General features: G+C 66.9%; 23 protein-coding genes and 1 riboswitch. Of the genes, 14 read left to right on the forward strand and 9 right to left on the reverse strand.

From position 1 onward, the window contains the following. Nucleotides 1-49 precede the first annotated feature (49 nt). From CV1CTNOD_RS04025 to CV1CTNOD_RS04055, 7 genes are all read left to right on the forward strand, one after another. Nucleotides 50-1,342, forward strand: coding sequence for a PhoH family protein (locus CV1CTNOD_RS04025; protein WP_131784805.1), 1,293 nt, complete (start codon nucleotides 50-52; stop codon nucleotides 1,340-1,342). Between the two features lie 282 nt (nucleotides 1,343-1,624). Beyond that, nucleotides 1,625-2,293 (forward strand): peptide-methionine (S)-S-oxide reductase MsrA, encoded by a 669-nt coding sequence (gene msrA, locus CV1CTNOD_RS04030; RefSeq protein WP_131784806.1) that lies wholly within the window; start codon nucleotides 1,625-1,627, stop codon nucleotides 2,291-2,293. A gap of 105 nt (nucleotides 2,294-2,398) precedes the next feature. Beyond that, a complete protein-coding gene (locus CV1CTNOD_RS04035) occupies nucleotides 2,399-2,641 on the forward strand; it encodes a type II toxin-antitoxin system Phd/YefM family antitoxin (protein ID WP_131784807.1) in 243 nt (80 codons plus the stop codon). 2 nt (nucleotides 2,642-2,643) lie between these two features. Beyond that, nucleotides 2,644-2,907, forward strand: a complete 264-nt coding sequence (locus CV1CTNOD_RS04040; protein WP_131784808.1) for a type II toxin-antitoxin system RelE family toxin — start codon at nucleotides 2,644-2,646, stop codon at nucleotides 2,905-2,907. Between the two features lie 287 nt (nucleotides 2,908-3,194). Beyond that, nucleotides 3,195-3,393: riboswitch (cobalamin riboswitch) on the forward strand. Between the two features lie 39 nt (nucleotides 3,394-3,432). Continuing rightward, nucleotides 3,433-4,113 carry a 5,6-dimethylbenzimidazole synthase gene (bluB, locus tag CV1CTNOD_RS04045; protein ID WP_131784809.1) on the forward strand — a complete coding sequence of 227 codons (681 nt, stop codon included), beginning with the start codon at nucleotides 3,433-3,435 and terminating at the stop codon, nucleotides 4,111-4,113. A 318-nt stretch (nucleotides 4,114-4,431) separates the two neighbouring features. Further along, nucleotides 4,432-4,905 (forward strand): SRPBCC family protein, encoded by a 474-nt coding sequence (locus CV1CTNOD_RS04050; RefSeq protein WP_131784810.1) that lies wholly within the window; start codon nucleotides 4,432-4,434, stop codon nucleotides 4,903-4,905. Between the two features lie 250 nt (nucleotides 4,906-5,155). Continuing rightward, nucleotides 5,156-5,515 carry a hypothetical protein gene (locus tag CV1CTNOD_RS04055; protein WP_131784811.1) on the forward strand — a complete coding sequence of 120 codons (360 nt, stop codon included), beginning with the start codon at nucleotides 5,156-5,158 and terminating at the stop codon, nucleotides 5,513-5,515. 156 nt (nucleotides 5,516-5,671) lie between these two features. Here CV1CTNOD_RS04055 and CV1CTNOD_RS04060 read toward each other — a convergent pair whose 3' ends face one another. Then, nucleotides 5,672-6,217: a hypothetical protein gene (locus CV1CTNOD_RS04060; RefSeq protein WP_207386168.1), complete on the reverse strand. Its 546-nt coding sequence runs from the start codon at nucleotides 6,215-6,217 to the stop codon at nucleotides 5,672-5,674. 461 nt (nucleotides 6,218-6,678) lie between these two features. Here CV1CTNOD_RS04060 and CV1CTNOD_RS04065 point away from each other — a divergent pair, with 461 nt between their 5' ends. From CV1CTNOD_RS04065 to CV1CTNOD_RS04075, 3 genes are all read left to right on the forward strand, one after another. Further along, nucleotides 6,679-7,251, forward strand: coding sequence for an NUDIX hydrolase (locus tag CV1CTNOD_RS04065; RefSeq protein WP_207386169.1), 573 nt, complete (start codon nucleotides 6,679-6,681; stop codon nucleotides 7,249-7,251). A gap of 440 nt (nucleotides 7,252-7,691) precedes the next feature. Continuing rightward, nucleotides 7,692-8,663, forward strand: a complete 972-nt coding sequence (locus CV1CTNOD_RS04070; protein ID WP_131784814.1) for a serine hydrolase — start codon at nucleotides 7,692-7,694, stop codon at nucleotides 8,661-8,663. A gap of 141 nt (nucleotides 8,664-8,804) precedes the next feature. Next, complete coding sequence (locus tag CV1CTNOD_RS04075) at nucleotides 8,805-9,908, forward strand: DUF3616 domain-containing protein (RefSeq protein WP_431607066.1); 1,104 nt, start codon at nucleotides 8,805-8,807, stop codon at nucleotides 9,906-9,908. A 141-nt stretch (nucleotides 9,909-10,049) separates the two neighbouring features. Here CV1CTNOD_RS04075 and sthA read toward each other — a convergent pair whose 3' ends face one another. Together sthA and CV1CTNOD_RS04085 are read right to left on the reverse strand one after the other, a co-directional pair. Further along, nucleotides 10,050-11,459: a Si-specific NAD(P)(+) transhydrogenase gene (sthA, locus tag CV1CTNOD_RS04080; protein WP_131784815.1), complete on the reverse strand. Its 1,410-nt coding sequence runs from the start codon at nucleotides 11,457-11,459 to the stop codon at nucleotides 10,050-10,052. A gap of 440 nt (nucleotides 11,460-11,899) precedes the next feature. Then, nucleotides 11,900-13,291, reverse strand: coding sequence for a class II fumarate hydratase (locus CV1CTNOD_RS04085; protein ID WP_131784816.1), 1,392 nt, complete (start codon nucleotides 13,289-13,291; stop codon nucleotides 11,900-11,902). Nucleotides 13,292-14,373: 1,082 nt separating this feature from the next. Here CV1CTNOD_RS04085 and CV1CTNOD_RS04090 point away from each other — a divergent pair. Beyond that, entirely contained in the window at nucleotides 14,374-14,568 is a 195-nt protein-coding gene (locus tag CV1CTNOD_RS04090; RefSeq protein WP_131784817.1) for a hypothetical protein, read from the forward strand. A 104-nt stretch (nucleotides 14,569-14,672) separates the two neighbouring features. Here the strand turns inward: CV1CTNOD_RS04090 and CV1CTNOD_RS04095 are convergent, their stop codons facing one another. Further along, the gene (locus CV1CTNOD_RS04095) at nucleotides 14,673-15,398 is read right to left on the reverse strand and encodes a sterol desaturase family protein (protein WP_131784818.1); all 726 of its coding nucleotides are present in this window, start codon (nucleotides 15,396-15,398) and stop codon (nucleotides 14,673-14,675) included. A 2-nt stretch (nucleotides 15,399-15,400) separates the two neighbouring features. After that, entirely contained in the window at nucleotides 15,401-16,426 is a 1,026-nt protein-coding gene (gene glpX / locus CV1CTNOD_RS04100; protein ID WP_207386170.1) for a class II fructose-bisphosphatase, read from the reverse strand. Nucleotides 16,427-16,791: 365 nt separating this feature from the next. Here glpX and CV1CTNOD_RS04105 point away from each other — a divergent pair, with 365 nt between their 5' ends. Next, complete coding sequence (locus CV1CTNOD_RS04105) at nucleotides 16,792-17,121, forward strand: peptidoglycan-binding domain-containing protein (protein ID WP_165485303.1); 330 nt, start codon at nucleotides 16,792-16,794, stop codon at nucleotides 17,119-17,121. A 182-nt stretch (nucleotides 17,122-17,303) separates the two neighbouring features. Continuing rightward, on the forward strand, nucleotides 17,304-17,864 hold the full coding sequence (locus tag CV1CTNOD_RS04110; RefSeq protein ID WP_131784820.1) for a DUF4245 domain-containing protein: 561 nt from the start codon (nucleotides 17,304-17,306) through the stop codon (nucleotides 17,862-17,864). Between the two features lie 116 nt (nucleotides 17,865-17,980). On the opposite strand, the gene CV1CTNOD_RS04115 is transcribed toward CV1CTNOD_RS04110, so the two are convergent. Beyond that, entirely contained in the window at nucleotides 17,981-18,250 is a 270-nt protein-coding gene (locus CV1CTNOD_RS04115) for an exodeoxyribonuclease VII small subunit (protein ID WP_131784821.1), read from the reverse strand. Nucleotides 18,251-18,524: 274 nt separating this feature from the next. Here CV1CTNOD_RS04115 and add point away from each other — a divergent pair, with 274 nt between their 5' ends. Then, the gene (gene add / locus CV1CTNOD_RS04120) at nucleotides 18,525-19,619 is read left to right on the forward strand and encodes an adenosine deaminase (RefSeq protein WP_131784822.1); all 1,095 of its coding nucleotides are present in this window, start codon (nucleotides 18,525-18,527) and stop codon (nucleotides 19,617-19,619) included. A 42-nt stretch (nucleotides 19,620-19,661) separates the two neighbouring features. Here the strand turns inward: add and CV1CTNOD_RS04125 are convergent, their stop codons facing one another. The 3 genes from CV1CTNOD_RS04125 to xseA all read right to left on the reverse strand — a co-directional run bounded on the left by CV1CTNOD_RS04125 (nucleotide 19,662) and on the right by xseA (nucleotide 23,515). Then, on the reverse strand, nucleotides 19,662-20,765 hold the full coding sequence (locus CV1CTNOD_RS04125) for a glycosyltransferase family 2 protein (RefSeq protein ID WP_165485304.1): 1,104 nt from the start codon (nucleotides 20,763-20,765) through the stop codon (nucleotides 19,662-19,664). A 112-nt stretch (nucleotides 20,766-20,877) separates the two neighbouring features. Next, a complete protein-coding gene (locus CV1CTNOD_RS04130) occupies nucleotides 20,878-21,657 on the reverse strand; it encodes a polysaccharide deacetylase family protein (RefSeq protein ID WP_242606346.1) in 780 nt (259 codons plus the stop codon). Between the two features lie 610 nt (nucleotides 21,658-22,267). Then, entirely contained in the window at nucleotides 22,268-23,515 is a 1,248-nt protein-coding gene (gene xseA, locus CV1CTNOD_RS04135) for an exodeoxyribonuclease VII large subunit (RefSeq protein ID WP_131784825.1), read from the reverse strand. Between the last annotated feature and the right edge of the window lie 115 nt (nucleotides 23,516-23,630).

The raw sequence follows: 23,630 nt of genomic DNA on the forward strand, positions 1-23,630 counted from the left end.
CCCCAGAGGGGCCCGGTCCCGGACTTCCTCCGAATAAGCGGGTGGGCGTGTGCCACGAACGCATGTCGTCGACACAAGCGTGCTCCTGTCTGATCCTGGTGCGCTGCTGCGGTTTGCGGAGCACAATGTAGTGCTTCCTTTGGTAGTTGTAGGGGAGCTGGAAGGAAAGCGGAACCACCCCGAACTGGGCTGGTTTGCCCGCGAAGCCCTTCGCCTCCTCGACGATCTACGAATCCGCCATGGTCGACTGGACCAGCCATTGCCGTTGGACGACGGTGGAACGCTGCGGGTCGAGCTCAACCACACCGACTCGTCGGTACTCCCACCGGGGTTCCGGGTGGATGACAACGACTCGCGCATTCTTGCTGTCGCGCTCAACCTTGCCCGGGAGGGCAACGATGTCGTCCTGGTCACGAAGGACCTGCCGCTGCGGGTGAAGGCATCCGCGGTCGGGCTCTCCGCCGAGGAGTACCGGGCGCAGACGCCGGTGGACTCGGGCTGGAGCGGCATGGCGGAGCTCACCGCCACCCAGGACGATCTGGACCGGCTCTACGCCCGCGAGACCGTCGAGATCCCGGAGGCGGCCGGAATGCCGTGCCACACGGGACTGGTGCTTACCGCGTCCGGTGGCAGTGCCTCCGCGCTGGGCCGGGTGACCGCGGACAAGAAGGTGCGCCTGGTTCGAGGTGACCGGGAGGCGTTCGGCCTGCACGGGCGATCCGCGGAACAGCGCGTCGCGCTCGACCTGCTGCTCGACCCCGACATCGGGATCATCTCCCTCGGTGGACGGGCCGGTACCGGCAAGTCTGCGCTGGCGTTGTGCGCCGGCCTCGAAGCGGTGATGGAACGCCGGCTGCACCGGCGGGTTGTGGTGTTCCGGCCTCTGTATGCGGTTGGCGGCCAGGACCTCGGCTACCTCCCGGGCAGCGAGAACGAGAAGATGGCGCCCTGGGCGCAGGCCGTCTTCGACACGCTTGGCGCGCTGGTCTCCCCGGAGGTCATCGAGGAGATCGCCGACCGTGGCATGCTCGAAGTGCTGCCGCTGACGCACATCCGTGGCCGGTCGCTGCATGATGCGTTCGTCATAGTGGACGAGGCGCAATCACTGGAACGCGGCGTGTTGCTGACCGTGCTGTCGCGGCTGGGGCAGGGGTCACGGGTCGTACTGACGCACGATGTTGCGCAGCGTGACAATCTGCGAGTGGGTCGGCATGACGGGGTCGCCTCTGTGATCGAGACCCTGAAGGGTCATCCGCTGTTCGCGCACATCACGCTTACCCGTTCCGAGCGGTCGCCCATCGCCGCGCTGGTCACCACCATGCTGGAGGATCTCGTTCTGTAGTCCTCGCGGGGACGTCCGCCTGGTCGGCCACGATTGTTTGCCGCCACAGCCACCATGGCTTGCAGGCATGGTCAACATGGCTGCCGGCGTGGCCAGCCGTGCGGGCGGACATCCGCGCGGACATCCGCGCTGGATCCCGGGTGGACAATCACGGGAGTCGGGGAACGTACCGGGGACGGATGCGGTTGACGTTTCAGGCTCTGCCGCCAGTGGGTCGAAGGCGGCGCGATCATGTTCTTTCGCGCCGCCTTCGACCGTTCCGAATCCCGGAGGTTTTCAGTCATGATCTTCGCTCGTCACAAGTCGGCCCTACCCACCGCCGAGCAGGTGTTGCCCGGTCGTCGGATATCGGCTTTCGCCGTGCCGGAGCGGCACGCCGTCCTCGGTACGCCGTTGCAGGGGCCTTTCCCGGCGGGGCTGGAGATCGCCGTGTTCGGGCTTGGCTGCTTCTGGGGCGCAGAGCGGAAGTTCTGGCAGACCCCGGGGGTGTACTCGACCGCGGTCGGGTATGCGGGCGGAATCACGCCGAATCCGACGTATGAGGAGACCTGTTCGGGTCTGACCGGGCACACCGAGGCTGTGCAGGTGGTGTTCGACCCCGCCGTGGTGAGCTTCGAGAACCTGCTGAAGGTCTTCTGGGAGGCGCACAACCCGACCCAGGGCATGCGCCAGGGCAACGACGTCGGCACCCAGTACCGTTCGGCGATCTACACTTTCTCGGACGAACAGCTTGCAGCGGCGCTGCGTAGTCGGGACGCCTTCCAGGCCGTCCTCGACACGGCCGGTTTTGGCCCGATCACCACGGAGATCGCCCCGGCCGGGCCGTTCTACTTCGCGGAGGACTACCACCAGCAGTACCTTTCGGACAGTAAGAACCCGAACGGTTACTGCGGCCTCGGCGGCACGGGGGTGTCCTGCCCGGTGGGCGTGGCCTCGGCCGACGCCGGCTGACGCCAGGGCGCTGGCCGCTGGGAGTTTTTGGTCGGTCGGCGCTCGTCCAGGTTCTTCGTCGAGCGCGTCCGCTCCCCGTTTTGTACAATTCGGGGTGTGAGTGAGATGTCGATCAGTCAGGCGCGGGACCACCTCGGTGAGATTGTGTCCAAGGCGGAGCACACCCACGAGAGGATTGTGCTCACCCGTCACGGTCGCGCGGTCGCTGCGGTCATTTCGATCGAGGACCTGCGGGATCTGGAAGAGGCCGAGGACGAGTCTGATCTCGTCGCCGCGAGGGAGGCGCTCGCCTCCAGCGAGCCCCGAGTGCCGCATCGGGACGTGATGGCGGAGTTCGGCCTGACCTGACGGTGAAGTACGAGGTCGAGTGGACGACGCGGGCGCTGCGTGAACTGCGCAAGTTGGACAGGACTGCGGCTCGTCGGGTGTTGCTTGCGGTGACTCGGCTGGCGGACGACCCACGTCCGGCTGGTGCGCGTGCGCTGGTTGGCGAGCCATCGGGGATGTTGCGCCTGAGGGTCGGGGACTACCGGGTGGTCTACCTGGTGGACGAGGGGCGCATCGTCGTGACGGTGGTTCGGGTGGGGCACCGCAGGGAGGTCTACCGGTCCTGATCGCAGCTGTCTCGGTGATCGGCGCCACCAGCAGTACCTGTACAAGGTCCCCAACGGCTACTGCGGCCTGGGTGGTACGGACCTGTTCTGCCTGAGATCGGCGACCCCGCCCGCCGGTACGCGCCTTCCACTCGCCCCGACTGATCCAGGACACGTCGTTGTCCAGCCAGTGGTTCTGGTGGATCGGGGCGAACAGGCCCCGCCGAGTCCGTTCCGTGAGATGATCGCGGTGGCATCGTTTGCGAGGTGCCCCAGGTCCCTTGGGTCATCCGGGCGTGCGAAAAACCATGATTGCGCACCCTTTGGCCACTGGGAAACCGGGGAGAATCGGGAAGCCGGTGAAAGTCCGGCACGGGCCCGCCGCGGTGATCGGGGAGCCGCCGTCCACGCGCGTAGGCGCAGCCACTGGACCACGTGGTCTGGGAAGGCCGGGCGGGCAGGCGTTGATCCGAGAGTCCGAAGACCGGCCTCGCATCTGTGCCACCCGTCGACGGTCGGGTGGTGGACAGCAAGCGGGAGCCTGCCATGCCTGTAGACCTGTACAACGTGATCCATGGGCGACGCGACGTCCGCGCCCAGTTCACCGGGGCGCCGATCCCGGACGAAGTCCTGGACCGGGTGCTTGCCGCGGCCCACGCGGCCCCCAGCGTCGGGCTGAGCCAGCCGTGGGACTTCATCGTGATCGAAAGCGAACGGATCCGGAGCGCTTTTTACGAGCATGTCAGGCGGGAGCGGGCGGTCTTCGCCGCGACACTGACAGGCGAGCAGGCTGCCCGCTTTTCCCGGATCAAGATCGACGGTGTTATGGAGTCCACGCTTTCCGTCGTGGTGACCTACGACGGGGAGCGTGGCGCACCTGCTGTTCTGGGCCGGCATGCCATTGCCGACGCGGGGCTGTACTCGGTGTGTCTGGCGATTCAGAATTTGTGGCTGGCGGCCACAGCCGAGGGCCTCGGTTGCGGCTGGGTGTCGTTCTTCCGCGAACAGGCCGTCCGAGGCATGCTGGACATTCCCGACGGTATCCGGCCGGTCGCGTGGTTGTGTCTCGGTCCGGTTACGCATCATGAGAAAATTCCCGATCTGGAAAGGCATGGCTGGACCCGCCGTCGACCCTTGGCGCAGGCGGTCCATCGTGAGACGTGGCAGTCCGCCTGTTGGCTCCGGCCACCGGACGAGGGCAGGCGGCGACTGGACGAGGGCAGGTAGTGACGTGCGCGCAGCTGCGACGGCGATCGTCGATCTCGGGAGCTGCGCCCTCACGTCCGGTCGCCTGTGAGAGGTAGGAGATCCGCGGGATGTGGAAGATCGGTGGGACACGGGAGAAGCGTAGGACAGACCGTGATCAAAGCAGGCCGTGAGGCGGGGTAGGGCAGCGTCGCGGTGGAACCTGCGCGGTGCCTTGCCGACGTCTATCTTCTTGACGAAGGGTAAAGGTGTGAGCATCCATCGGGTATGGGAGCGGCCGGCCGTCGCTTCCGGGACCGATCTGGTGGCGCGAACCGAGCGGCCTGAGCGGCAGGCGTCGTGAGCGGCCGGCGTCGTGCGTATGTGGTGACCCAGGTTTCCGCGGCTACGCCGTCAGCGGTGTTCGATCTCTTGGCGGACGGCGCTGGTTGGTCACGGTGGGCGAGTCCGTTCATATCGCGATCTTGGTGGGAGCGGGAGGGTACGCCCCCGCCGGGCGGAGTGGGAGCGGTACGCCGGGCCGGTCGGCCACCCTTGATCGCCCGCGAAGAGATCGTTGAGCACGTCCCGGCTCGTAGGCATGCCTACCGGATCCGTTCGGGTCTGCCGGTGCGGGACTACCTGGAAACGGTGGATCTGACACCGGTGGATGGCGGTACCGAGATCGTGTGGCAGGGCAACTTTGTTCCGCTCGTGCCGGGGACGGGAGCGATACTGGCGGCCGTCCTGAAGTTCTTCATCACCCGGTTGGCTCGCCGACTTGCCGGGGCCGCGGCTGCGGGCTCAGGAACCACGCCGCCGACCACGGCCTGAGCCGTCTGTCGTCCGGCGCCCCTCGTCCGCCGTCCGCCGTCTGGATCATTGGCGGCGACGAATCAGCCCCAGGGCGTGCCGGCCGAGCCGCCTCGCCGGCCGAGCAGCCTCGCCGGCCGGGGCGCCTCGCCAGTGGCTGGGCGGCACGTCGGTGTCGATGCCGACAGATCGGGTACGGCCGTTTGGACGGGCCGTCGGCGTAGCCGGCCCCGTGTACCGGTCCGCCCTCGAGAATGATCTGGAGGAGATTATGGCCGTGAGGTTGAGCCGCCGGTCCTACGAGCACGCGAGAAGGCTGATCGACAACGGTGCCGTGGTGCTCGACGAACGAGACGACTGGAGCGAGCATCGGCCCTCGTCGCGGCAGGAGAACGAGTTCATAGCCGAACACGGTTTCAGTGAATATCAGAAATGGTACCTGGGAATCTCCGAGGAGGAGGACGAGGACAACAAGGAACGGTACAAGTTCCCGTACGGCGACTTCCACAAAGTGCACCGTTGTGGCGTGCTTGCGGCCGAGTCGCGAGCCGGCCAGTACAAGTACTTCGACATCGAATGGGCGGTGGCACATCTGCACGGGATGCTGGACGCCCTGATGAGCGCGAAATGATATTCGGGTCGACCCTGCCCGAAGTCGGCGGGGTTGGGTGCCCGGCGGCTGTCCGACGGCTGTGACGGGGGCGGCAGCGTGGCGCTGGCCGTGTTGGTCGTCATCACCGCGTAGCCGTGGGCCTGGAAAGCTGCCGGGCTCGGAGCGGGATCCGGCTTACTTCCTCCTGAAGGTAAGTATCGCGCCGTTGGTTGTTCCGATCCCGGCCGCACCGATGGTCCCGGTCAGACCATGACCTTCGAAACCGAGCGAGGCCACGAGGCCGGATATCTGGTTGTCGCTGGTGATCGTATAGCCGGCGGCTGGCAGTGCCGTGCGGTAAAAGGCCGCCACCGCGCTGTCGGAAACACCGGTCAGGGTGACCGTGGACTCGTTGTTCCTGGACGTACCGGTTTCCACCTTGACCCCTGGTGGGATCGGGAAGTCCGCTGGGATGTTTGCCGCCTTCAGGGCATCGCTGCCCGTGGCCACATCCCCGCCACCCGGCAGCGACACCGAAATGGACGGGAGGGCTGTCGGCAGGCCCGTGGGCAGCGACGTCGGCAGCCCCGAAGGACTCACCGACCCGGTTGCCCCGTCCGTGCCCACCGATGCGCTGCAGGCGCCGAGCAGCAGTACCGCCAGGCCGCAACTTGCGGCTATTGCCCCCATCCGATACCGCATGGATCCGGTGTAATCGCCGGAGCCTCTGGAAACACCCAACCTGATCTCCCCCTTCATGAACCCGGGTGCCAACGCGCATCTTGTTCCACCGACCCTGCTCGCCGGAGTCTGTCCCACCTGAACCGATGTGGCCGCCAGCGGTCGAGGCTGATTGATGCGGGTCGATGCCGGTCGCAACACCATAAACATCACATGCCGACACGTCGACGTGGCTGTCGTCAGCCTGTCAGTGCGGCCGCGGGTAAGCCGGTGGGGTGACCCGGTCATGTGTGCGTGATCTTGTCGGCTTGGCGACTCCAGGGACGGCTGCCCACCTGTTCAACAGGGCCACGACCGCCCAACGTGCCGTCGGAAAGTGCGTGCTACGGATGGGATCCGGTTGCTGCGCTCACCGTTCGAACACTGCGAGGTACTCCGTGGGTACGGTCGAAGCGGCAGCGCCCGACAGGCCCACATGTATCCGAAATCGTCCTTTGGCGGTACCGTTATGTGCCGTGGCAGTGAGCAACAATGCGGTCGCCGGAGTGGTTCTCCACTACCTCGAAGACAATCCCGATGAGATCGAGACCGTGGGTCCGCTGGTGCTGGCTTCGATGGAGGGGCCGAGACCGGTGACGGACCCCGCCACGATGCCGGTGCATGTCACCTGCGGCGCGGTTGCGGTCACGGCGGACTGGCGGGTGTTGCATGTTCGTCACCGGAGCTTGGCGGGCTGGTTGCTTCCCGGCGGGCATGTCGCGGCTGGGGACCAGTCCCTGTTGGGCGCGGCCCTGCGCCAGCTCACCGAGGGGACCGGAATAGCAGCGAACTCTGTGATTCCGGACACCGCCCGTCCGGTTGACATCGATGCGCAGGTCGTACCCACTAATCCTGTTCGGGGGGAACCCTCGCACGTGCATTACGACGTTCGTTTTGTCCTATACGTCCCGGACGGGACGGTGCAGCTGTGCTCCGAGGAGATAACTGACTATCGCTGGATTGCGGTGCGGGATCTGTCGGGGACGTTGGGTGACAAGCTCCGTGCCCGCTGTGCCCGCGGCGCCCAGCCGGAGTGGGCTCACCTCGCCCGCTGACTTCTGGTCTCGACGGTCCCGTGGCCTGCGGGGAGCCCGCGGCAGGCCGCCGGCCGGATCCAGCCGGATCAGACCGGGATCCCAGCGGGACCCCGGTTGGGATACGGCCGGATCCCGGTGGCTACCGGTGGGTACCGACCGGCCCGATCCTTCTTCCGGAACGACACCGAGGCTCGATACGACATTGTTTTCGGTCTTCTGAGGCGCTTTTAATCCTTCTGTAAGGACCTTCTCGGCATCATGTGTCGGTCCGTGCTGTTAAGGAAAAAAAGGAATGAGTTAATGCGGCGACGGCCCGGCGCAGGTATACATCGGCTGTGGCTATGCGGCACCGCACAACCGTGGCTATGCGGCACTGTGCAACGCCATACACCACCGCTACGAAAAGCGCGACCTCGTGGACGACAAGGGGCTGTTCAGGCCCGGCGAAATCTGCTGGTATGCCGCTGCGGGTTTCGGCCTCGAGGCGGGCCGGCGCAATACTGGTCACCGCTGCGCTGATCAACGCGCTTGTGGTGGCCCCGGTCATCGGAGCTGCACGCTTCGTCGGTGCGAGCAGGCCCGCAACAAATGTGTCCACGGATCTGTCGGGCATCCCGTCGTCGCACGACGACACCGTCGTGTCACCGGCGCAGCCTGTTACCGACGTACCGCCGGAGTTGTCATCTCCGCCCGAACCCGACCTGGTCGAGCAATTCCAGGGGTATCTCGAAGGATGCCCCGGGCATGTCGGCGTGGCAGTGTACGACGCGGTTACCGGCCGGACCGTCGCGGTCGACGATCCGGCGGTGTCGGGTTTCGAGACGGCCAGCACAGTAAAACTGTCGATACTGTTGGGAATTCTGGAACGTGCCGGGTTGTCCGGACGGCTGAGCGCGGGCGAGATGCGCAGTGCCCAGGCAATGATCGGCGTAAGCGACAATGCGGCCGCGAGCCGGTTGTGGCGGTCACTCGGCGGTGCGGTGTCGATGGACGCCCTTTTCCAACGCCTCGGTATGACCAGGACGAAGGCAGACAGCGGTGGACGGTGGGGGCTCACCCTCACCAGCGCCGTCGACCAGCTTGCGGTGCTGCGTACGGTGGCCTATCCCAACGGGATACTCAGCGATCAGGCTCGCGCCACCGCGACGCAGCTGCTGGCCGGTGTGGTGGCCTCCCAGCGGTGGGGCGTGCCCGGCGGTGTGCCACCGGGCGTCACCGTGGAGGTGAAGAACGGCTGGCTGCCCTATGACGACGGATGGGTGATTGCCAGCATCGGGCATGTCCACGGAGGCGGGCGGGACTACGTGATGGCGGTCTACAGCCGCGACAACCCGTCGATGCAGGCCGGCATCACCACGGTCGAGGGACTGTCCCGGATCGCCTGGGAGGCTGCCGCGACATCACCCGCACTGGCGGCGCACACCCACTGAAGTCATTCCGCTACATATCTGGCACGTCCTCTTCTCCTGCTTTCCGGCTATGGTGATGATCTTATCCGGCTGTGGTACACCGAACACGCTGTGGTAAATCGGGATTATCGCGTCGCCGGAGACTCAACTGAAGGGAACATCGTGGAAGGGAACATCGTGGATGCCGTGGGAGCCATTCCGGCTCATTTCACCGACGCCGGCCCGCACGCCGTGGTCGACATCGTCGAGTCACTCTCGACGATCAAGAGTGAGGGCCGGCATCTGTGGCTCGGCGGTGACGAGACGGTGACGATCGAGCGGGTGACCCTCAACGCCGCCGGAGACGTCTACGACAACCATGTCTCCTTCCCGGTCGGTGACTTCCTGCCGTTGCCGGAGGGGCCGGACGCCGCCGGCGCAGTCCCTGAGATCGATATCGAGGGATTCGACCGGAATGGTGACTATCTGTGGTTTGTTGGTTCGCACAGCCTGACGCGCAAGCGGGTCAAACCGCACCATGCGACCGAGGATGCACTGCGTGCGCTGGCGAAGATCCGTAAGAACGCGAACCGGCACCTGCTGGGCCGTATCCCGGTCGTCACCCAGGACGGGTTGCCCGCCCTCGTGGCCAGCGCCGCTGCCTCGGACGGCACCGGTGGGTCTCTGGCCGCCGCCGCGCTGGGGTTGCGCAAGCAGACCCGGCTCACCGCGGTGTTGAAGGACGACGAGCACCTCAGCCCGTTCCTGGCGATTCCGAGCAAGGATAACGGGTTCGACGTCGAGGGGCTGGCCGTCGTCGGTGGGCGGGTCTACCTGGGTCTGCGCGGGCCGGTACTGCGTGGTTGGGCGGTGGTTGTCGAGCTGCGTCCGATCGAGGGGGACGGCCGGGATCTCAGGTTGCAGCCGCTCGACGGCGGCGTCCCCTACCGGAAGCATTTCCTGGACCTGGACGGCCTGGGTGTGCGGGATCTGCTCGCCCAGGGGGACGATCTGCTCGTGCTCGCGGGCCCGACGATGGATCTGGACGGCCCGGTCCGGGTCTACCGGTGGCGTGGCGCGGCCAGGGCGGCGACGAGCGTCGTCGTCGGTGACGAGGCGCTTGTCCGGGTGTTGGACCTGCCGTTCGGCCAGGGTGACGACCACGCCGAGGGCATCGCCTTGGCCCCGGGAGACCCATCATCGATCATGGTCGTCTATGACAGTCCGGCGGCGCGTCGCCGTCCCGATCCCGGAACGATCGTGATCGACGTCTTCCGGCTGCCCTGACCGGACCGCACCACGCGGGATCGGTGGACCAAACCACATGGAATCAACAGAGCGCGCTGCGCGAAATCGACAGAGCGCACCGCGCGGGCTTGGCGGACCGTGCCGCGTGGCTGCGCCGATGTCAGCCGCTGAACGCCGCTGTCAGCGGCTGAAGCGGACGATGGCGCGCATCTTGTTCATCGCGTCCAGCGCGGCCACCTTGTAGGACTCGGCGAGTGTCGGGTAGTTGAACACGGCATCCACCAGATAGTCGATCGTCCCGTCACAGCCCATCACGGTCTGGCCGATGTGGACGAGTTCCGTGGCTCCGGTACCGAAGACATGGACACCGAGCAGCTTGCGGTCGACCGAGCTCACGAGCAGTTTCAGCATGCCGTAGGAGTCTCCGACGATCTGGCCGCGGGCGAGTTCCCGGTAGCGGGCCACGCCGACCTCGAACGGCACGGCCCGCTCGGTGAGCTCGTCCTCGGTGCTGCCGACATAGGAGATCTCGGGAATGGTATAGATGCCGATGGGCATCAGGTCGTGGCGCATCACGTGGACGGCCTCGCCGCAGGCCGCGTAGGCGGCGAGCCGGCCCTGCTCCATGGACGTCGCGGCCAGGGCCGGGAAGCCGATGACGTCGCCGACGGCGTAGATGTGGTCGACCTCGGTCTGGAAGCCAGAACCGACCTTGATACGCCCCCGGTTGTCGGCGCTCAGGCCCGCATTGGGGAGATTGAGCTCCGTGGTGAGGCCCTGGCGGCCGGCCGAGTACATCACGGTGTCGGCGGGAAGCTTCTTGCCGCTTTCCAGCAATGTCAACGTACCGCCGTTATGACGTTCGACGGATACGACCGACTCGCGAAACCTGAATGTTACAGTAAGGTCTCGCAAATGATATTTGAGAGCCTCGACGATCTCCACGTCACAGAAGTCGAGCATCCGGTCACGGCGCTCCACAACGGTGACCTTGGTGCCGAGCGCGGCGAACATGGACGCGTACTCGATACCGATCACACCGGCGCCCACGACGACCATTGAGTCGGGAATCTTGTCCAGCTTCAGGATCTGGTCGCTGTCGACCACGGTACGGCCGTCGAAGTCGACCGTGTCCGGCCGGGCCGGCCGGGTGCCGGTGGCGATGATGATGTTCTCTGCACTGACCTGGCGCTCGTCGATCTGGTCGCTGCCGATGATGCTGATGGTGTGCGGGTCGACAAAGCTTGCCGTTCCGATGAGCAGTGTGACCCGATTGCGGCTGAGCTGGCTGCGAATGACGTGGATCTCACGCCCGATGACGTGCTGGGTGCGCAAGGACAGGTCTATGACCGTTATGTCGTTCTTCACTCGGTAGCTTTGCCCGTACATCTCCCGCTGGGTCATACCGGTGAGGTGGAGCACAGCTTCGCGCAGTGTCTTGGACGGGATCGTGCCGGTGTTGATGCAGACCCCGCCGACCATCTCATGACGATCGACGATCGCAACGCGGCGGCCCAGCTTGGCGGCGGCGATAGCCGCTTTCTGCCCACCCGGACCCGACCCGATGACGAGGAGGTCGTAGTCGTACATCGTTTGTCACCTCCTCAGCTGAAAATCCCCGCTATTGATCAGTGCGAGAATAGCCGGCCGGGACGCTCGGGACGTCTGGAACGTCAGGTTGTTACTTCCCCTTCTCCAGGGACCTCCGTACCTTCCCCAGCGCACCCGCCCCAGGTGGTCGGTCGTGCCGATGCGTCCGGTACCGGGCGCAAGCGAGCTGCGTGGCCGGGCCGATGGCCCCTCGGGGGTGCCGGAGCTGCGGGGCCGTGGGGGCCGCGGCCTCACGGGGTCACGGAAAAATCTTCAGGTGCCCCGTAACCTCCGCCGTGGTGTCTCGTTGAACACAGGTGCGGGGGTCGTGGGGGCTTGCTGGGGGGTCTTCCACGGCTCCCCGCCGCTGTCAGCGCAACGGCGGGGAGTGCCGCGGAGAAGAGTGTGACCGCGCCGCTTTCAGCCCTCCAGCGTGTGCCCTACGGGTGGGTCATCGACAGGACGTCCAGCGCGGCGTCCAGCTGCTCCTCGGTGAGTGCGCCGGCAGCCACGTAGCCGCGCTCGAGGACGACCTCGCGGATCGTTTTCTCCTCGGCCAGGGACTGCTTGGCGACCTTGGCCGCCTCCTCGTAGCCGATGTAGCGGTTCAGCGGTGTCACGATGGACGGCGAGGATTCCGCGAACCGCCGGCAGCGTTCGACGTCCGCGACGATGCCGTCCACGCACCGGTCGGCGAACAGCCGGCTGATGGTGGACAGGATGTGGATCGACTCGAGCAGGTTCCGTGCGATCACCGGCAGCATCACGTTCAGTTCGAAGTTGCCCGCGGAGCCCCCGAAGGCCACGGCCGCGTCGTTGCCGACCACCTGCGCGACGACCTGGCACACGGCCTCGGGGATCACCGGGTTGACCTTGCCCGGCATGATCGACGATCCCGGCTGCAGGTCGGGCAGGCGGATCTCGCCGAGCCCGGCGCGCGGGCCCGATGACGCCCAGCGCAGGTCATTGGCAATCTTGTACAGCGACAGCGCGATGACCCGCAGCACTCCGGACGCCTCGACCAGGCCGTCCCGGGACGCTTGGGCCTCGAAGTGGTCGCGGGCCTCCGACAGTGGCAGGCCGGTGGCCGTCACCAGCTGCTCGATGACGGAGGCGGCGAAGCCGGGCGGGGTGTTGATACCGGTGCCGACGGCGGTACCGCCCAGCGGAAGCTCACCGATCCGTGGCAGGGCCGCCTGGAGCCGCTCCACTCCGTAGCGGACCGCTGCCGCATACCCGCCGAATTCCTGACCGAGGGTTACTGGGGTGGCGTCCATCAGATGGGTGCGTCCGGACTTCACGACCTCGCGGAATTCGACGCTTTTACGTCCCAGGGAGGCGGCCAGGTGTTCGAGCGCGGGGATCAGGTCGTGGACGATCGCCTGCGTCGCCGCGACGTGGATCGAGGACGGGAACACGTCGTTGGACGACTGTGAGGCGTTGACATGGTCGTTCGGGTGCACCGGCCGGCCGAGCCGCTCGGTGGCGAGGGTGGCCAGCACCTCGTTGGTGTTCATGTTGGACGACGTCCCGCTGCCGGTCTGGAACACGTCGATCGGGAAGTGGTCGTCCCAGGCGCCGTCGGCGACCTCCTCGGCGGCTGCGGAGATCGCGGCCGCGATCTCCGCGTCGAGGACCCCGAGCTTGGCGTTGACGGTCGCCGCCGCTGCCTTGATCCGGGCGAGGGCGGCGATGTGGGCCCCGGAGATCCGCTGGCCCGACACCGGGAAGTTCTCGACCGCACGCTGGGTCTGTGCCCGCCACCTGGCCGTGGCCGGTACGCGCACCTCGCCCATGGAGTCGTGCTCGATGCGGTAGTCCTGCTCGCTCATGTGCTCCCGCTCCCACCGGTCGTTACCTACTCGACACCTAGCTACCTATCTACCGTCCAGGAGGTTAGGCGCAACGTGCCGTGGGCGTCCGGCGGTAGGCCGGTACGTACCCCCGCCGAGGGGCTTCCGGGTTCTGGCAACCCGACCACAGACGTCGCAATCGTGGGTGACGTCGGCATTCGGCGCAGAAGGCGGTGTCGCATCCTCCCGGCGTGAAGAAATCGTCGACCGATTCATACGGGTTGCATTGTCCGGAATCTGTCCCTCGGGCACGGCTCGGCATTTGCCGCGTTCGGTGGCGTCGGTGCTAGTGTCACCGGTGCGGGGAATGAATAGTTGCGCGGTAACGACTGCGGTCGACCGCACGGACATCTGAGATGGCGGCAGTCGTGCGTTCCGGTCCGTGTTATCTGCTGGTGTGTTCCGTGGCGCTGGCCACAGTGTGCGCCGTCAGTTCCTGTGGACCTGCCGATTCGGCTGTACAGGACGGCTCCCCGGCTGCTTTCCTGCGTGCGTCGGACACATCTGCCCCGGGTAAACCGCTGGTGGAACTCATGCCGTCCACGATGTTGTCCCCGTCCCCCGCCGACCCGGCGCCTCTTGCCCGGAGAATGGCTGTTGCCGGGATGCGGGCGGGGGCGGGAGGGCCAGGGGTGTCCGGGGGAGTTCGAACGACTCCGCTGGCCACGGCATCAGCGCAACTGGACGCCGCTGGGAGCACCCGGCCGTCGGCCCGCCCGGCCGGGACCTCTCCCGTCTGCCGGGGGAACCCGATCCTCGTCGTCGACGTCGACGCCGACTTGGACAGGCCGGATACGGGGTGTCCATCACCTCCCTGACACCATTTGCCGGACTGGTGTCGAACACACCCTTAAAAGGCGGCTCACCGTGGCTTTCCAACGGTTGGGACGCCGCCGGACGTGACGTTTCCGTGGAGCTGACCGAATACCGTCGATCCGCTGTACCGACGCTAAGAAGCACGATTCCGCGGCGAGCCCGGCCATATGGCGATCGTTTTGTCATGGTTGGCGGCAGGGAAATGGTCGACCGCCGGTAGGCCAACTTTGTCGAGGTGGGATTCGGTGATCGGCAGCGGGCTGGCCACGGGTGTGTGCAACGGCCTGGCCGGCTACTGCGGCGGGCAGCGGATCGAGGAAGATCCAATGTATTGGCCCACGGTTGCGGCCGGTTGGCCGGTTGGCCGGCTGGCGGGTGGGATCGGCTGTTTCCCGGACAACCAGCCGGTGTGGAGGGTGAGTAAGTCCACAGGGGCGTGAGTAAGTCCCCAGCCAGCGGGTCGGCGGCCGGGTCCGGACACGGCCGGCTCCGCCGCGGCTCACGGGAGCAGGCGGTGGGGCCGCAACGGGGGCGTCACCGGGAATCACCGGGTATGGGCGTAGGCCGCGGTCGGTGAGATCGGGACCGCGTCCCGCGGCGGGTTGGTACCCAGCAGCAGGTCGCCGATGTTGGACGTCACGCCCAGCCAGTAGCGTTCGTTGCGGAAGTGGTGGAGACGGTGGTTACGCCAGACCCCGCGGTACATCCTGCTGCGCGGACGGTAGCCGCTGTGGATGAGGAAGTGCGTCCAGTCGTAGGTGAGCAGCCCGAGACCCGCGCACAGCGCCGCGGTGGCGGCCGGGGGGGACCCGAGCAGGGCGGTGGCCAGCGCGACCGTACCGGTGCCGAGTACCTCCTGCGGCCGGACGAACATCGTGTCCATGTTCGTCGGGTCGCGGTGGTGCTGTTCATGCCCCCAGCCGGCGATCCGGTAGCAGGCTTGTCCGGCCCGGCTGGTCGGCCGGGCGTGCAGGACCCCGAGGTGCACCGACCACTCGACGAACGGCTGCGCGGCGAGTATGGACACGGCGACCGCCGCGTCCGCCCGGCCGAAGCGCCCGCGGGCAAGCCGCACGGTCGCGAGGCTCGCGACCGCTGCCATCAGCACCGGTGGACGGGGATGGGCCACGAAGCGGCCGGCCGCGGCACGCAGCGTGGCAACCTCGGACGCTCGACCATGCGGACCGGGCCTGTCCAGGCGGGCGACGGCTGCGGTGACACGGCGCAGGGCAGCGGTTGCGGTCCAGACCGTTGCCGGTGTCGTCGGCATGATCAGAACGGTACCGTCGAATACGCCTGCAGCTTGGTCAGCTGATGCTGGCTGTCCACCCGCCGGATCGTCCCACTGCGTGAGCGCATCACCAGCGACGACGTGTTGGCGCCACCAGGCCGATACCGGACCCCGGCTAGCAGCTCACCGTCGGTGATACCGGTGGCGACGAAGAAGACGTTGTCGCTGTCCACGAGCTCGCGGGTGGTCAGTATGCGCTCGAGGTCGTGGCCGGCGTTGATGAGCTTGTTGCGCTCGTCGGGATCCCGCGGCCAGAGGCGCCCCTGGATCGCACCTCCGATACAGGTCACCGCGCACGCGCTGATGATTCCCTCGGGTGTGCCGCCGATGCCGAGTAGCAGGTCGATACCGGTGTCGGCGGAAGCCGCCATGACCGCGCCGGCGACATCCCCGTCGGAGATAAGCTTTACCCGGGCGCCGGCCGCCCGGATCTGCTCGATCAGCTGGACGTGGCGCGGGCGCTCCAGGACGACAACGGTCACGTCCCGCGGATGCACACCCTTGGCCTTGGCGACGGCGCGGATGTTGTCCTCGACGGGCGCCGCGATGTCCACCACGTCGGCGGCTTCGGGGCCGGTGACGAGCTTCTCCATGTAGAAGGACGCGCTCGCGTCGTACATGGACCCGCGTTCGGACACCGCCATCACGGCGATCGCGTTGTTCATGCCCTTGGCGGTGAGCGTGGTGCCGTCCACCGGGTCGACGGCGACGTCGCACTCGGGACCTTCGCCCGAGCCGACCTCCTCGCCGTTGAAGAGCATGGGGGCCTCGTCCTTCTCGCCCTCGCCGATGACGACGACGCCACGCATCGACACCGTGCCGACCAGTCGTCGCATGGCGTCGACGGCGGCCTGGTCTGCGCCGTTCTTGTCGCCGCGCCCGACCCACCTGGCGGCTGCGAGTGCGGCCGCCTCGGTCACTCTGACGAGTTCGAGGGCGAGGTTGCGGTCAGGTGCCTGCCCCTGGACGGCGAGAGGATCAGGAAGGTTCACGCTTTCGGCTGCCACGGAACTGAGACTAGTTGCACATAGGTGAATCCGCCCACTGATGATGTGGGCTGTCGGTGGCTCGCCGGCCGCGGTGGGATCCGGCGCGAACCCCGTATGCGGAAAGAACATGATCGCGCAGCCTTCGGCCCGCTGGTGTCGGGTGCGTGACATCCTGATCATCCTGCTTGGTGCAACCTTGACCAGCGGACATACGTCCAACTGTATGCATGGGCGTCCGGCACGCGGAGGGGGCGTGCCGGACGCCCATCCATTGTTTACCGCCGGTTGGCCTTCAGTGTTCGACCAGGCCGGATGACCCGCTGTTAGTTGGCTTACGTTCCGGCCCGGCGCGTCGAGCCCACCCGACCGGCGACGACTTCGACATGGCGGCCATTTGTTCGCCCGGGAATCCGACCGTGGGCCGGTTCGCCGGCTATCCCGTCCTCAACAAGGATGACCACGGCCCGGGGCACGCCGGCAGTTTCCCCGACCGTGGAAATCCAGTGGCCACGCTGCAGAATGCCCTGAACATCGTCCTGCGGCACGAGGACCACGCCGACCCGCTGCGCCTCGGCCCCGACGGGCAGTCCGGCGACCGGACCTACGCCACTCTGACGTCGTTTCAGCGGTGGTGGGGCCTTGCCACCGACGGGATTGCCGGGCCGGCCACCTGGGCCGGCCTTGACAGCGCTCTCCGGTTGTACGGCCGGTGAGATGATCTTTACCTGCCGCGTCACCTTGCCATAGCCGTCCGGACATGCACCGGGGATGCCAACAGCACGATCTTCTGTCGCGAGGCGATCCGACGGGTACGAGATTGCCTGGCGGTGATCCACACGGGCAGGAGGGTCGACTGCCCTGCTGGGCTGCATCCCCGAGACGGCAGGATGGAGCGGTGGCACGACGACGCGGTCAGGAAACGATCCGAGACATGGCGCTGTCCCTCGGGGTGGTGATGGCCGGGGTGCTGCTGGTCGCGCTGTTCATGCCCAGGAGTGACGGTGACCCGGTGCACCCGGTGGACACGGCCGTCCCGCTGACCGCATTTACGCGCTCGGCGCCTTTTGACGTCCTGGCGCCGATGGATCTGCCCGCCCACTGGAAGGCCACCTCGGTCCGGACCTCGGGACCGTCGGGTACCACCCGCACGAAGACGGTCGAGCTGACGATCGGGTACGTCGTCGACCGCCCGAACAACAGGACGTACACACAGCTCAACGAGGGCAACGCCGTGGACGCGGTCAAACGCGTCCTGGGGGACCGGCCCGTGACGGGGACCGTCGAGGTGGCGGGACAGCCATGGCAGGAAAGACGCGACGACGCCGGCCACCTGGCGCTGACCCGCCAGGCCGGTGACGTCGTGCTGATCGTCTCCGACGGCGGTGGCAAGGGCGCAGCGTCCGCCTCCGACCTGGGGATTCTCGCGGCATCGCTGCGCCCGCACGTCGTACCGTAGACCGCGCCACGTCGTACCGTATACCGCGCGTAGCATATAGTAATCAGCCTGGTCTGCTCGGATGGTACGGCGTCAGCTCGGGCACCTCGGCGGTCGGGTGCCGGGACGGTCTCACGTCAGCGGGCCGGATCCTCCGCCGCGTCGGCACCGGCACTGTCGACAGGAGTGCTGTCGAGCCGGGCCCGGGCTCCGGCCAGGAACGCCTGGCACACCTTCGCGAGCGCTTCACCGCGTTCCCACAACGACAGTGACTCCTCCAGGGTGACGCCGCCGGTCTCCAGACGGTGGACAACCTCCTCCAGCTCCGACCGGGCCCGTTCGTACGTCGGTGGCGTCTGGTGCACCGGCGGCGTCTGGTGCCCTGGTGTGTCGTTCGACCCCGACACCGACCCTCCTCATGTTTCGACCGCCTCATGTTTTCGACCGCGCGAACCAGCGCGACCGGGCGGCAGGCGCGCCTTGCGGCGGTCCTGCAGCGAACGTACGCGGCGGGCGTTGTCAGGGGCTGTCCGGCTGGATCTATCCGGTCGAGTTGTTCTGACAACCTTGTTCTGACGTGCGTCGTCCCGTCGCGCCGCTCGACCTTGCTTGACGGGACGGGCGGCCTCCGCGATCGTCTCCCGACATGCGAACTGGTGACGTCCGCCCGGGTGATGCCTGATGAGCGTCAGCGATGCCGGCCGGCAGGCCGTGAATGCGGATGAGCAGGCCGTGGAGGGACGGACAAGCGACGAGGAGTTCGTCGACGCGCTGCCCAAAGTGGAGTTGCACGTCCATCTTGAGGGATCCATGCGTCCGCAGACCCTGCTTGCCCTGGCGCGCCGCCATGGAGTGGACGATCTGCCCACCGACATCGACGGCCTGACGAAGTTCTACGAGTTCCGTGACTTCGACCACTTCATCGAGGTCTATCTGGCCGCCGTCCGCGTGCTGCGGGACGCCGAGGACTTCGCCGTCCTCGCCCGGGAGACCGCCCTGGGGCTTGCCGGTCAGGGGGTCCGGTACGCCGAGATCACCTTCACGCCGTTCCTGCATCTCGGACGCGGCATCGACGCCGGTGAGCTTTTCGAAGGCGTCGAGCGGGGCCGTCGGGAAGCCGAGGAAGCAACCGGCATCCAGGTGCGGTGGGTAACCGATATTCCCGGCCTGCCGAACATGGATCTACGCCTCGCCTCCGAGGGCACCGTCGAGTTCGCGCTGAACCACCGTGAGTCCGTGATCGCGCTTGGTCTCGGCGGACCGGAGGCCGGCGTACCCCGCCCCCAGTTCGCCGAGGCGTTCACGGCTGCACGTGACGCCGGCCTGCACCGCGTCCCTCATGCCGGCGAGACCACCGGAGCGCGCACCATCTGGGATTCCCTGGAACACCTGCACGCCGAACGCATCGGCCACGGGATCCGAGCCCTCGACGATCCGGCCCTTGTCGGCCATCTGCGGGCGCATCACATCCCGCTGGAGGTGTGCCCGACGTCGAACCTGCGTACCGGAGTCGTCGCGGACTACTCGGACCATCCGTTGCCCAAGATGATCGAACTGGGTCTGCCGGTCAGCCTCAACAGCGATGATCCGCCCATGTTCGGCACTACGCTGCGTGGCGAATATCTGCATGCGCTGCGCAGCCTGGGCCTGCGCCGCGGCCAGGTGATCGACCTGGCCGCGGCGGCGGTGGAACACTCGTTCGCTCCCGCTCCGGTCAAGGAGGCCATCCGTGCCGAACTCGCCGCGGTCGCCGACCGTGTCCGAACTGCTTCTTGACCTACGCCCTTGTCTTCGAGGCCACAAGCATCCTCGGAAGCTCTAAGCCGAGAGTTTGTGGATGTTGGACGGGGTGGTTCCCGGGGACGGGGTGTCGTTGGTGGGGGAATCCGGGGAATCTGTTGTGCGGGTGTCGGAGGCCGAGTTTTCCAGCGGGGAGGAATCGGTGGACGGGATAACCGGACTGCCGCCTGTCGCGGGTATCGGTGAGAAGATTGTGCGTGTCACGGCGACCAGAAAACCCAGAATGGTCGTCGCGGTTCCCACAACGATCATTCCGGCTTCTGCAAGGCCCGCCGGACGTCCCCGCAGAAAAGCCTCGATACCGCCGAGCACCCCTCTCGGCAATACCTTGAGAATGAAGTCACGCTCAGGTCCGAGAGGGCCTCGTTCCTGTGCCCGGTAGCCCGCGCACAAACGCCGGAGTGTGGCCTTCGAAGCGCCTTCCGCCCAGCACCGGCGCACGACGTACGAGGGATGTTGCCGCTGGGTGTGCACATGGTGGTGGATAACCGCAGCCGGTTCGTGTACGAAGCGCCCGCTGGGAATGACGGAGGAGGCTCGGATGCACAGCTCTGTTTCCTCGCAGCCTGATGCTCCTTTGATCTGCCGGCCCAGGCGTGTGTCGAAACCGCCGGTGATGGCGAACACGCTTCGCCGGAACAGGGCGCAGCCACCGAAGACATTACGCACGGTCGTCTGCTGGGTGGGTAGTCCGTGGTGGCTGCAGCCGACCGTCCAGAGCAGTTCGGCCGGGAACCATCCGGGTTTCTCACCAGCCCAGTCGGGTGTCACCCAGCCGCCGACCCCCAGGATGTCGGTGTCGGCGGCTGCGACCTGTACCAGGGATGACAGCCATGACGGATCGGCGACCGCGTCGTCGTCCAGGAAGGCTACGAATTCGCTGTCGACCGCCGCAATACCGACATTACGCGCGTTGGAGAGCCCGGTGCGGCCCCCGGTGGTAAGGACGAGTTCGTCACCGGCCCGTTCGTACAGACGGGCGAGTAGTTCGTCGTCACCGTCCACGACTAAGACGACCCGTTCCGGGACCAGTTTCTGTTCCCGAATCGAGTCGAGGGCTCTCATCAGTTGCGGCCATCGTGCCACGAGATGGCTGCACACCACGACACTGACGCTGGTCACGGTCTTCTCCACGGACGTTGTGGGGCCTTGAGGCGGCGCGAACAGGACCATGCTCGCGCTACGTTCGGCCGATTGGTGTGTCTGGCCGGCTGGCGGGTCGAAGGTGGCACGATCATGGATTTTCCCGTATGGCTGGAGGCCGCGGGATGCCCAGGCCGCGCCGGGCGGCCCGGAAAGCGCGCCACGGGGCCCGACCACCGCGTCGCAGGTATGGAGTAATTCCGGGCTGGCCGCTGCGGACCAGGGCGAGGGTCTGTTCCGGGCTCGTCGAACCGGTGACGATCAACCGGCTGACCGAGAACGGCGACGCATCGCGGCGGTGAATGCGGTATCCCACCTCGCAGGCGGAGGCGAAACCCGCGTCGGCCACGATCTCGCGGACGGTCCGTGTGTGATATCCGAACGGATAGCAGAAACTCCGGGTACGATATCGGAGTTCGTCCTCGAGCAGGCGACGGCTGGTCTCGACGTCATGGCGTAGCTCGTGGCTGTTCAGAAGGTCGAGTTCGGCATGCCGGTGGCTGTGCGACCCGATCTCGTAGCCGGCGGAGTGCAGGTCTCGCAGGTCGGACCAGGTAAGCAGGGGGGATGCGCCCTCCGGGTATGCCGACAGCCACGTCGCCCGACCGCCCACGTACGCGGTCGGGACGTAGAGGGTTGCCCCGGCGTTCGCCTTCCGCAGCGCCGGAACGGCGTGGGTGGAAAAGTCCGCGAAGGCGTCGTCGAAAGTGATTGCAACGTTCTTCTCAGCTGGCCGGGAAAGTGCTTCGGACAGGCTCAGCAGCCGGTAGCCGGCTGCCCCGAGGCAGGCCAGCTGGTCCGCGAACAGTGCTGGCGGTACCTGCCATCGACGAAATGCCGCGCTTGCGCCGTCGCCGATACTGTGGAACATCAACACAGGTAGGGATGGAAATCGGCCGGTCATGTTCGGCCCCGGGCATCGGTTCCGTTCTTCCGGTTGGTTACCCTGGACCGCCGCGACCGGAGACTTCTTCCGCCGTGCTGCCCCGCTAATTCACCGACATGACAGCGATCACGCCGGGACCGTGACGCTGAAGAGGTCCGACGATGCCGGGGAGAAGCTTTTCGGCCGGCCGAACACGAGCGCGCCGACATTGGTCGCGCCAACGTTTTCCTCCCAGTGGCCCGGGGATGCGGGGACGCAAGCCTCCGGCAGCGCGAGAAAAACATGATCGCGCTGTCTTCGGCTCGCTAACGGACGTTCAGAATCTTCCGCAGGGAATCATAGCACTGTGGGTGTGAAGGATCACGCCGTGATCTTAAGAATAATGCAACGACTACTGTCCGAAGCTGTCTGGATGTATCGTGTTGCATCGAGTGGTTTGCAGGGTTTTTCTCGGTGTCCGTCGGATACGAGGAGCCGGTCGCGTCGCTTGCCGGGATTCCCGCCGGTTCGGCGGGTAAAGGCGGCCCGATCACGTTTTTTCGCGTCCGGGAGGCCGAGGTCCCCGGCTCGCTGGAGGGCCCGGCTCGTTCCCGGCTCAGATCGACGTGCCGGTCGACGTGCCGGCCTGCGTCCGCGTGCCGGCTGTCGCGGGAAAGGATCCTGCGGCAACCCGCACGGTCAGCGCGTCACCGGGGTCGACCTGGGCTGGATCGCGCACGATGGAACCGTCGGAGATCCTGCGCACCAGCGCATAGCCACGGTCCAGGGTGGCGGCTGGTGACAGCGCGTGCAACTGAGCCGACGCATGGGTCAGATCCTGTTCGGCCCGCTCGAGCGTGTGGAGCACACAGCGTCGCCCACGGGAGCGCAGCGCCTGGACGTACTCGCCCTGACGGTCGAGTTCGCGCCCGGGATCGGCCAGCACCGGACGGCCACGCAGGTCGGCCAGCCACCGTTCCTCCCGATCCAGGCGCTGGTCGACGACCCGCCGGGACCGGCCGCGCAATGTCGTCACCAGCGCAAGCTGCTCGGTCACGTCCGGTACCACCCGCTTTGCCGCGTCCGTTGGAGTGGACGCCCGGACGTCCGCGACGAAGTCGAGCAGAGGCGCGTCCTGCTCGTGGCCGATTGCGGACACCACCGCGGTGGTGGCCGCGGCCACGGCCCGTACCAGCGCCTCGTCGGAGAACGGCAGCAGGTCCTCCAACGACCCGCCGCCGCGGGCGATCACGATGACGTCCACCTCAGGGATGCGGTCGAGTTCGCGCAGTGCGTCGATGATCTGCCCGACGGCCAACGGCCCCTGCACCGCCACCTCCCGCAGCACGATCTGTACCGCGGGCCAGCGGCGGCGGGCGTTCGTGACCACGTCCCGCTCGGCCGCGCTCGCACGTCCGGTGATCAGTCCAACGGCCCGTGGCAGAAAGGGCGGCCGACGCTTGCGGGATGCCGCGAACAACCCCTCGGCCGCGAGCATGCCGCGTAGCTGTTCGAGCCGGGCGAGCAGGACCCCTGTGCCGATTGGGCGGATCTCCGTGACGGCGAGCGCGAGCGTCCCCCGCGCGGGGTGGAACGACAGCTTGCCCCAGACCACCACCCGGGCGCCGTCGACGAGACCGGTTCCGACCGTCTCGCATACCGTCCGTGAGCAGGTCAGCCGCAGCGACACGTCAGCCACCGGATCACGCAGGGTGAGGAACACGGTGGCCAGACCCGGCCGGCGCACGATCTCGGTGATCTGACCCTCCACCCAGACCCGGCCGAGCCGGTTGATCCAGTCGCCGATCGCCCGGGCAACCGTCCGGACGGGCAGCGGCTGCTCCGGCGAGGAGGTGAGAGCCACCGGGTAACCGTAACCACCGCAACCGCGGATCGATGCACAAAGTACGAGAGATGTCTGTCGAGGTTGCCGGCATGTGACGGTTATCGGTTGGCCTTCCGGCCGCTGTCCGGCCGCG

This window comes from Protofrankia symbiont of Coriaria ruscifolia, assembly GCF_900634745.1.
Taxonomy (GTDB): domain Bacteria; phylum Actinomycetota; class Actinomycetes; order Frankiales; family Frankiaceae; genus Protofrankia; species Protofrankia californiensis.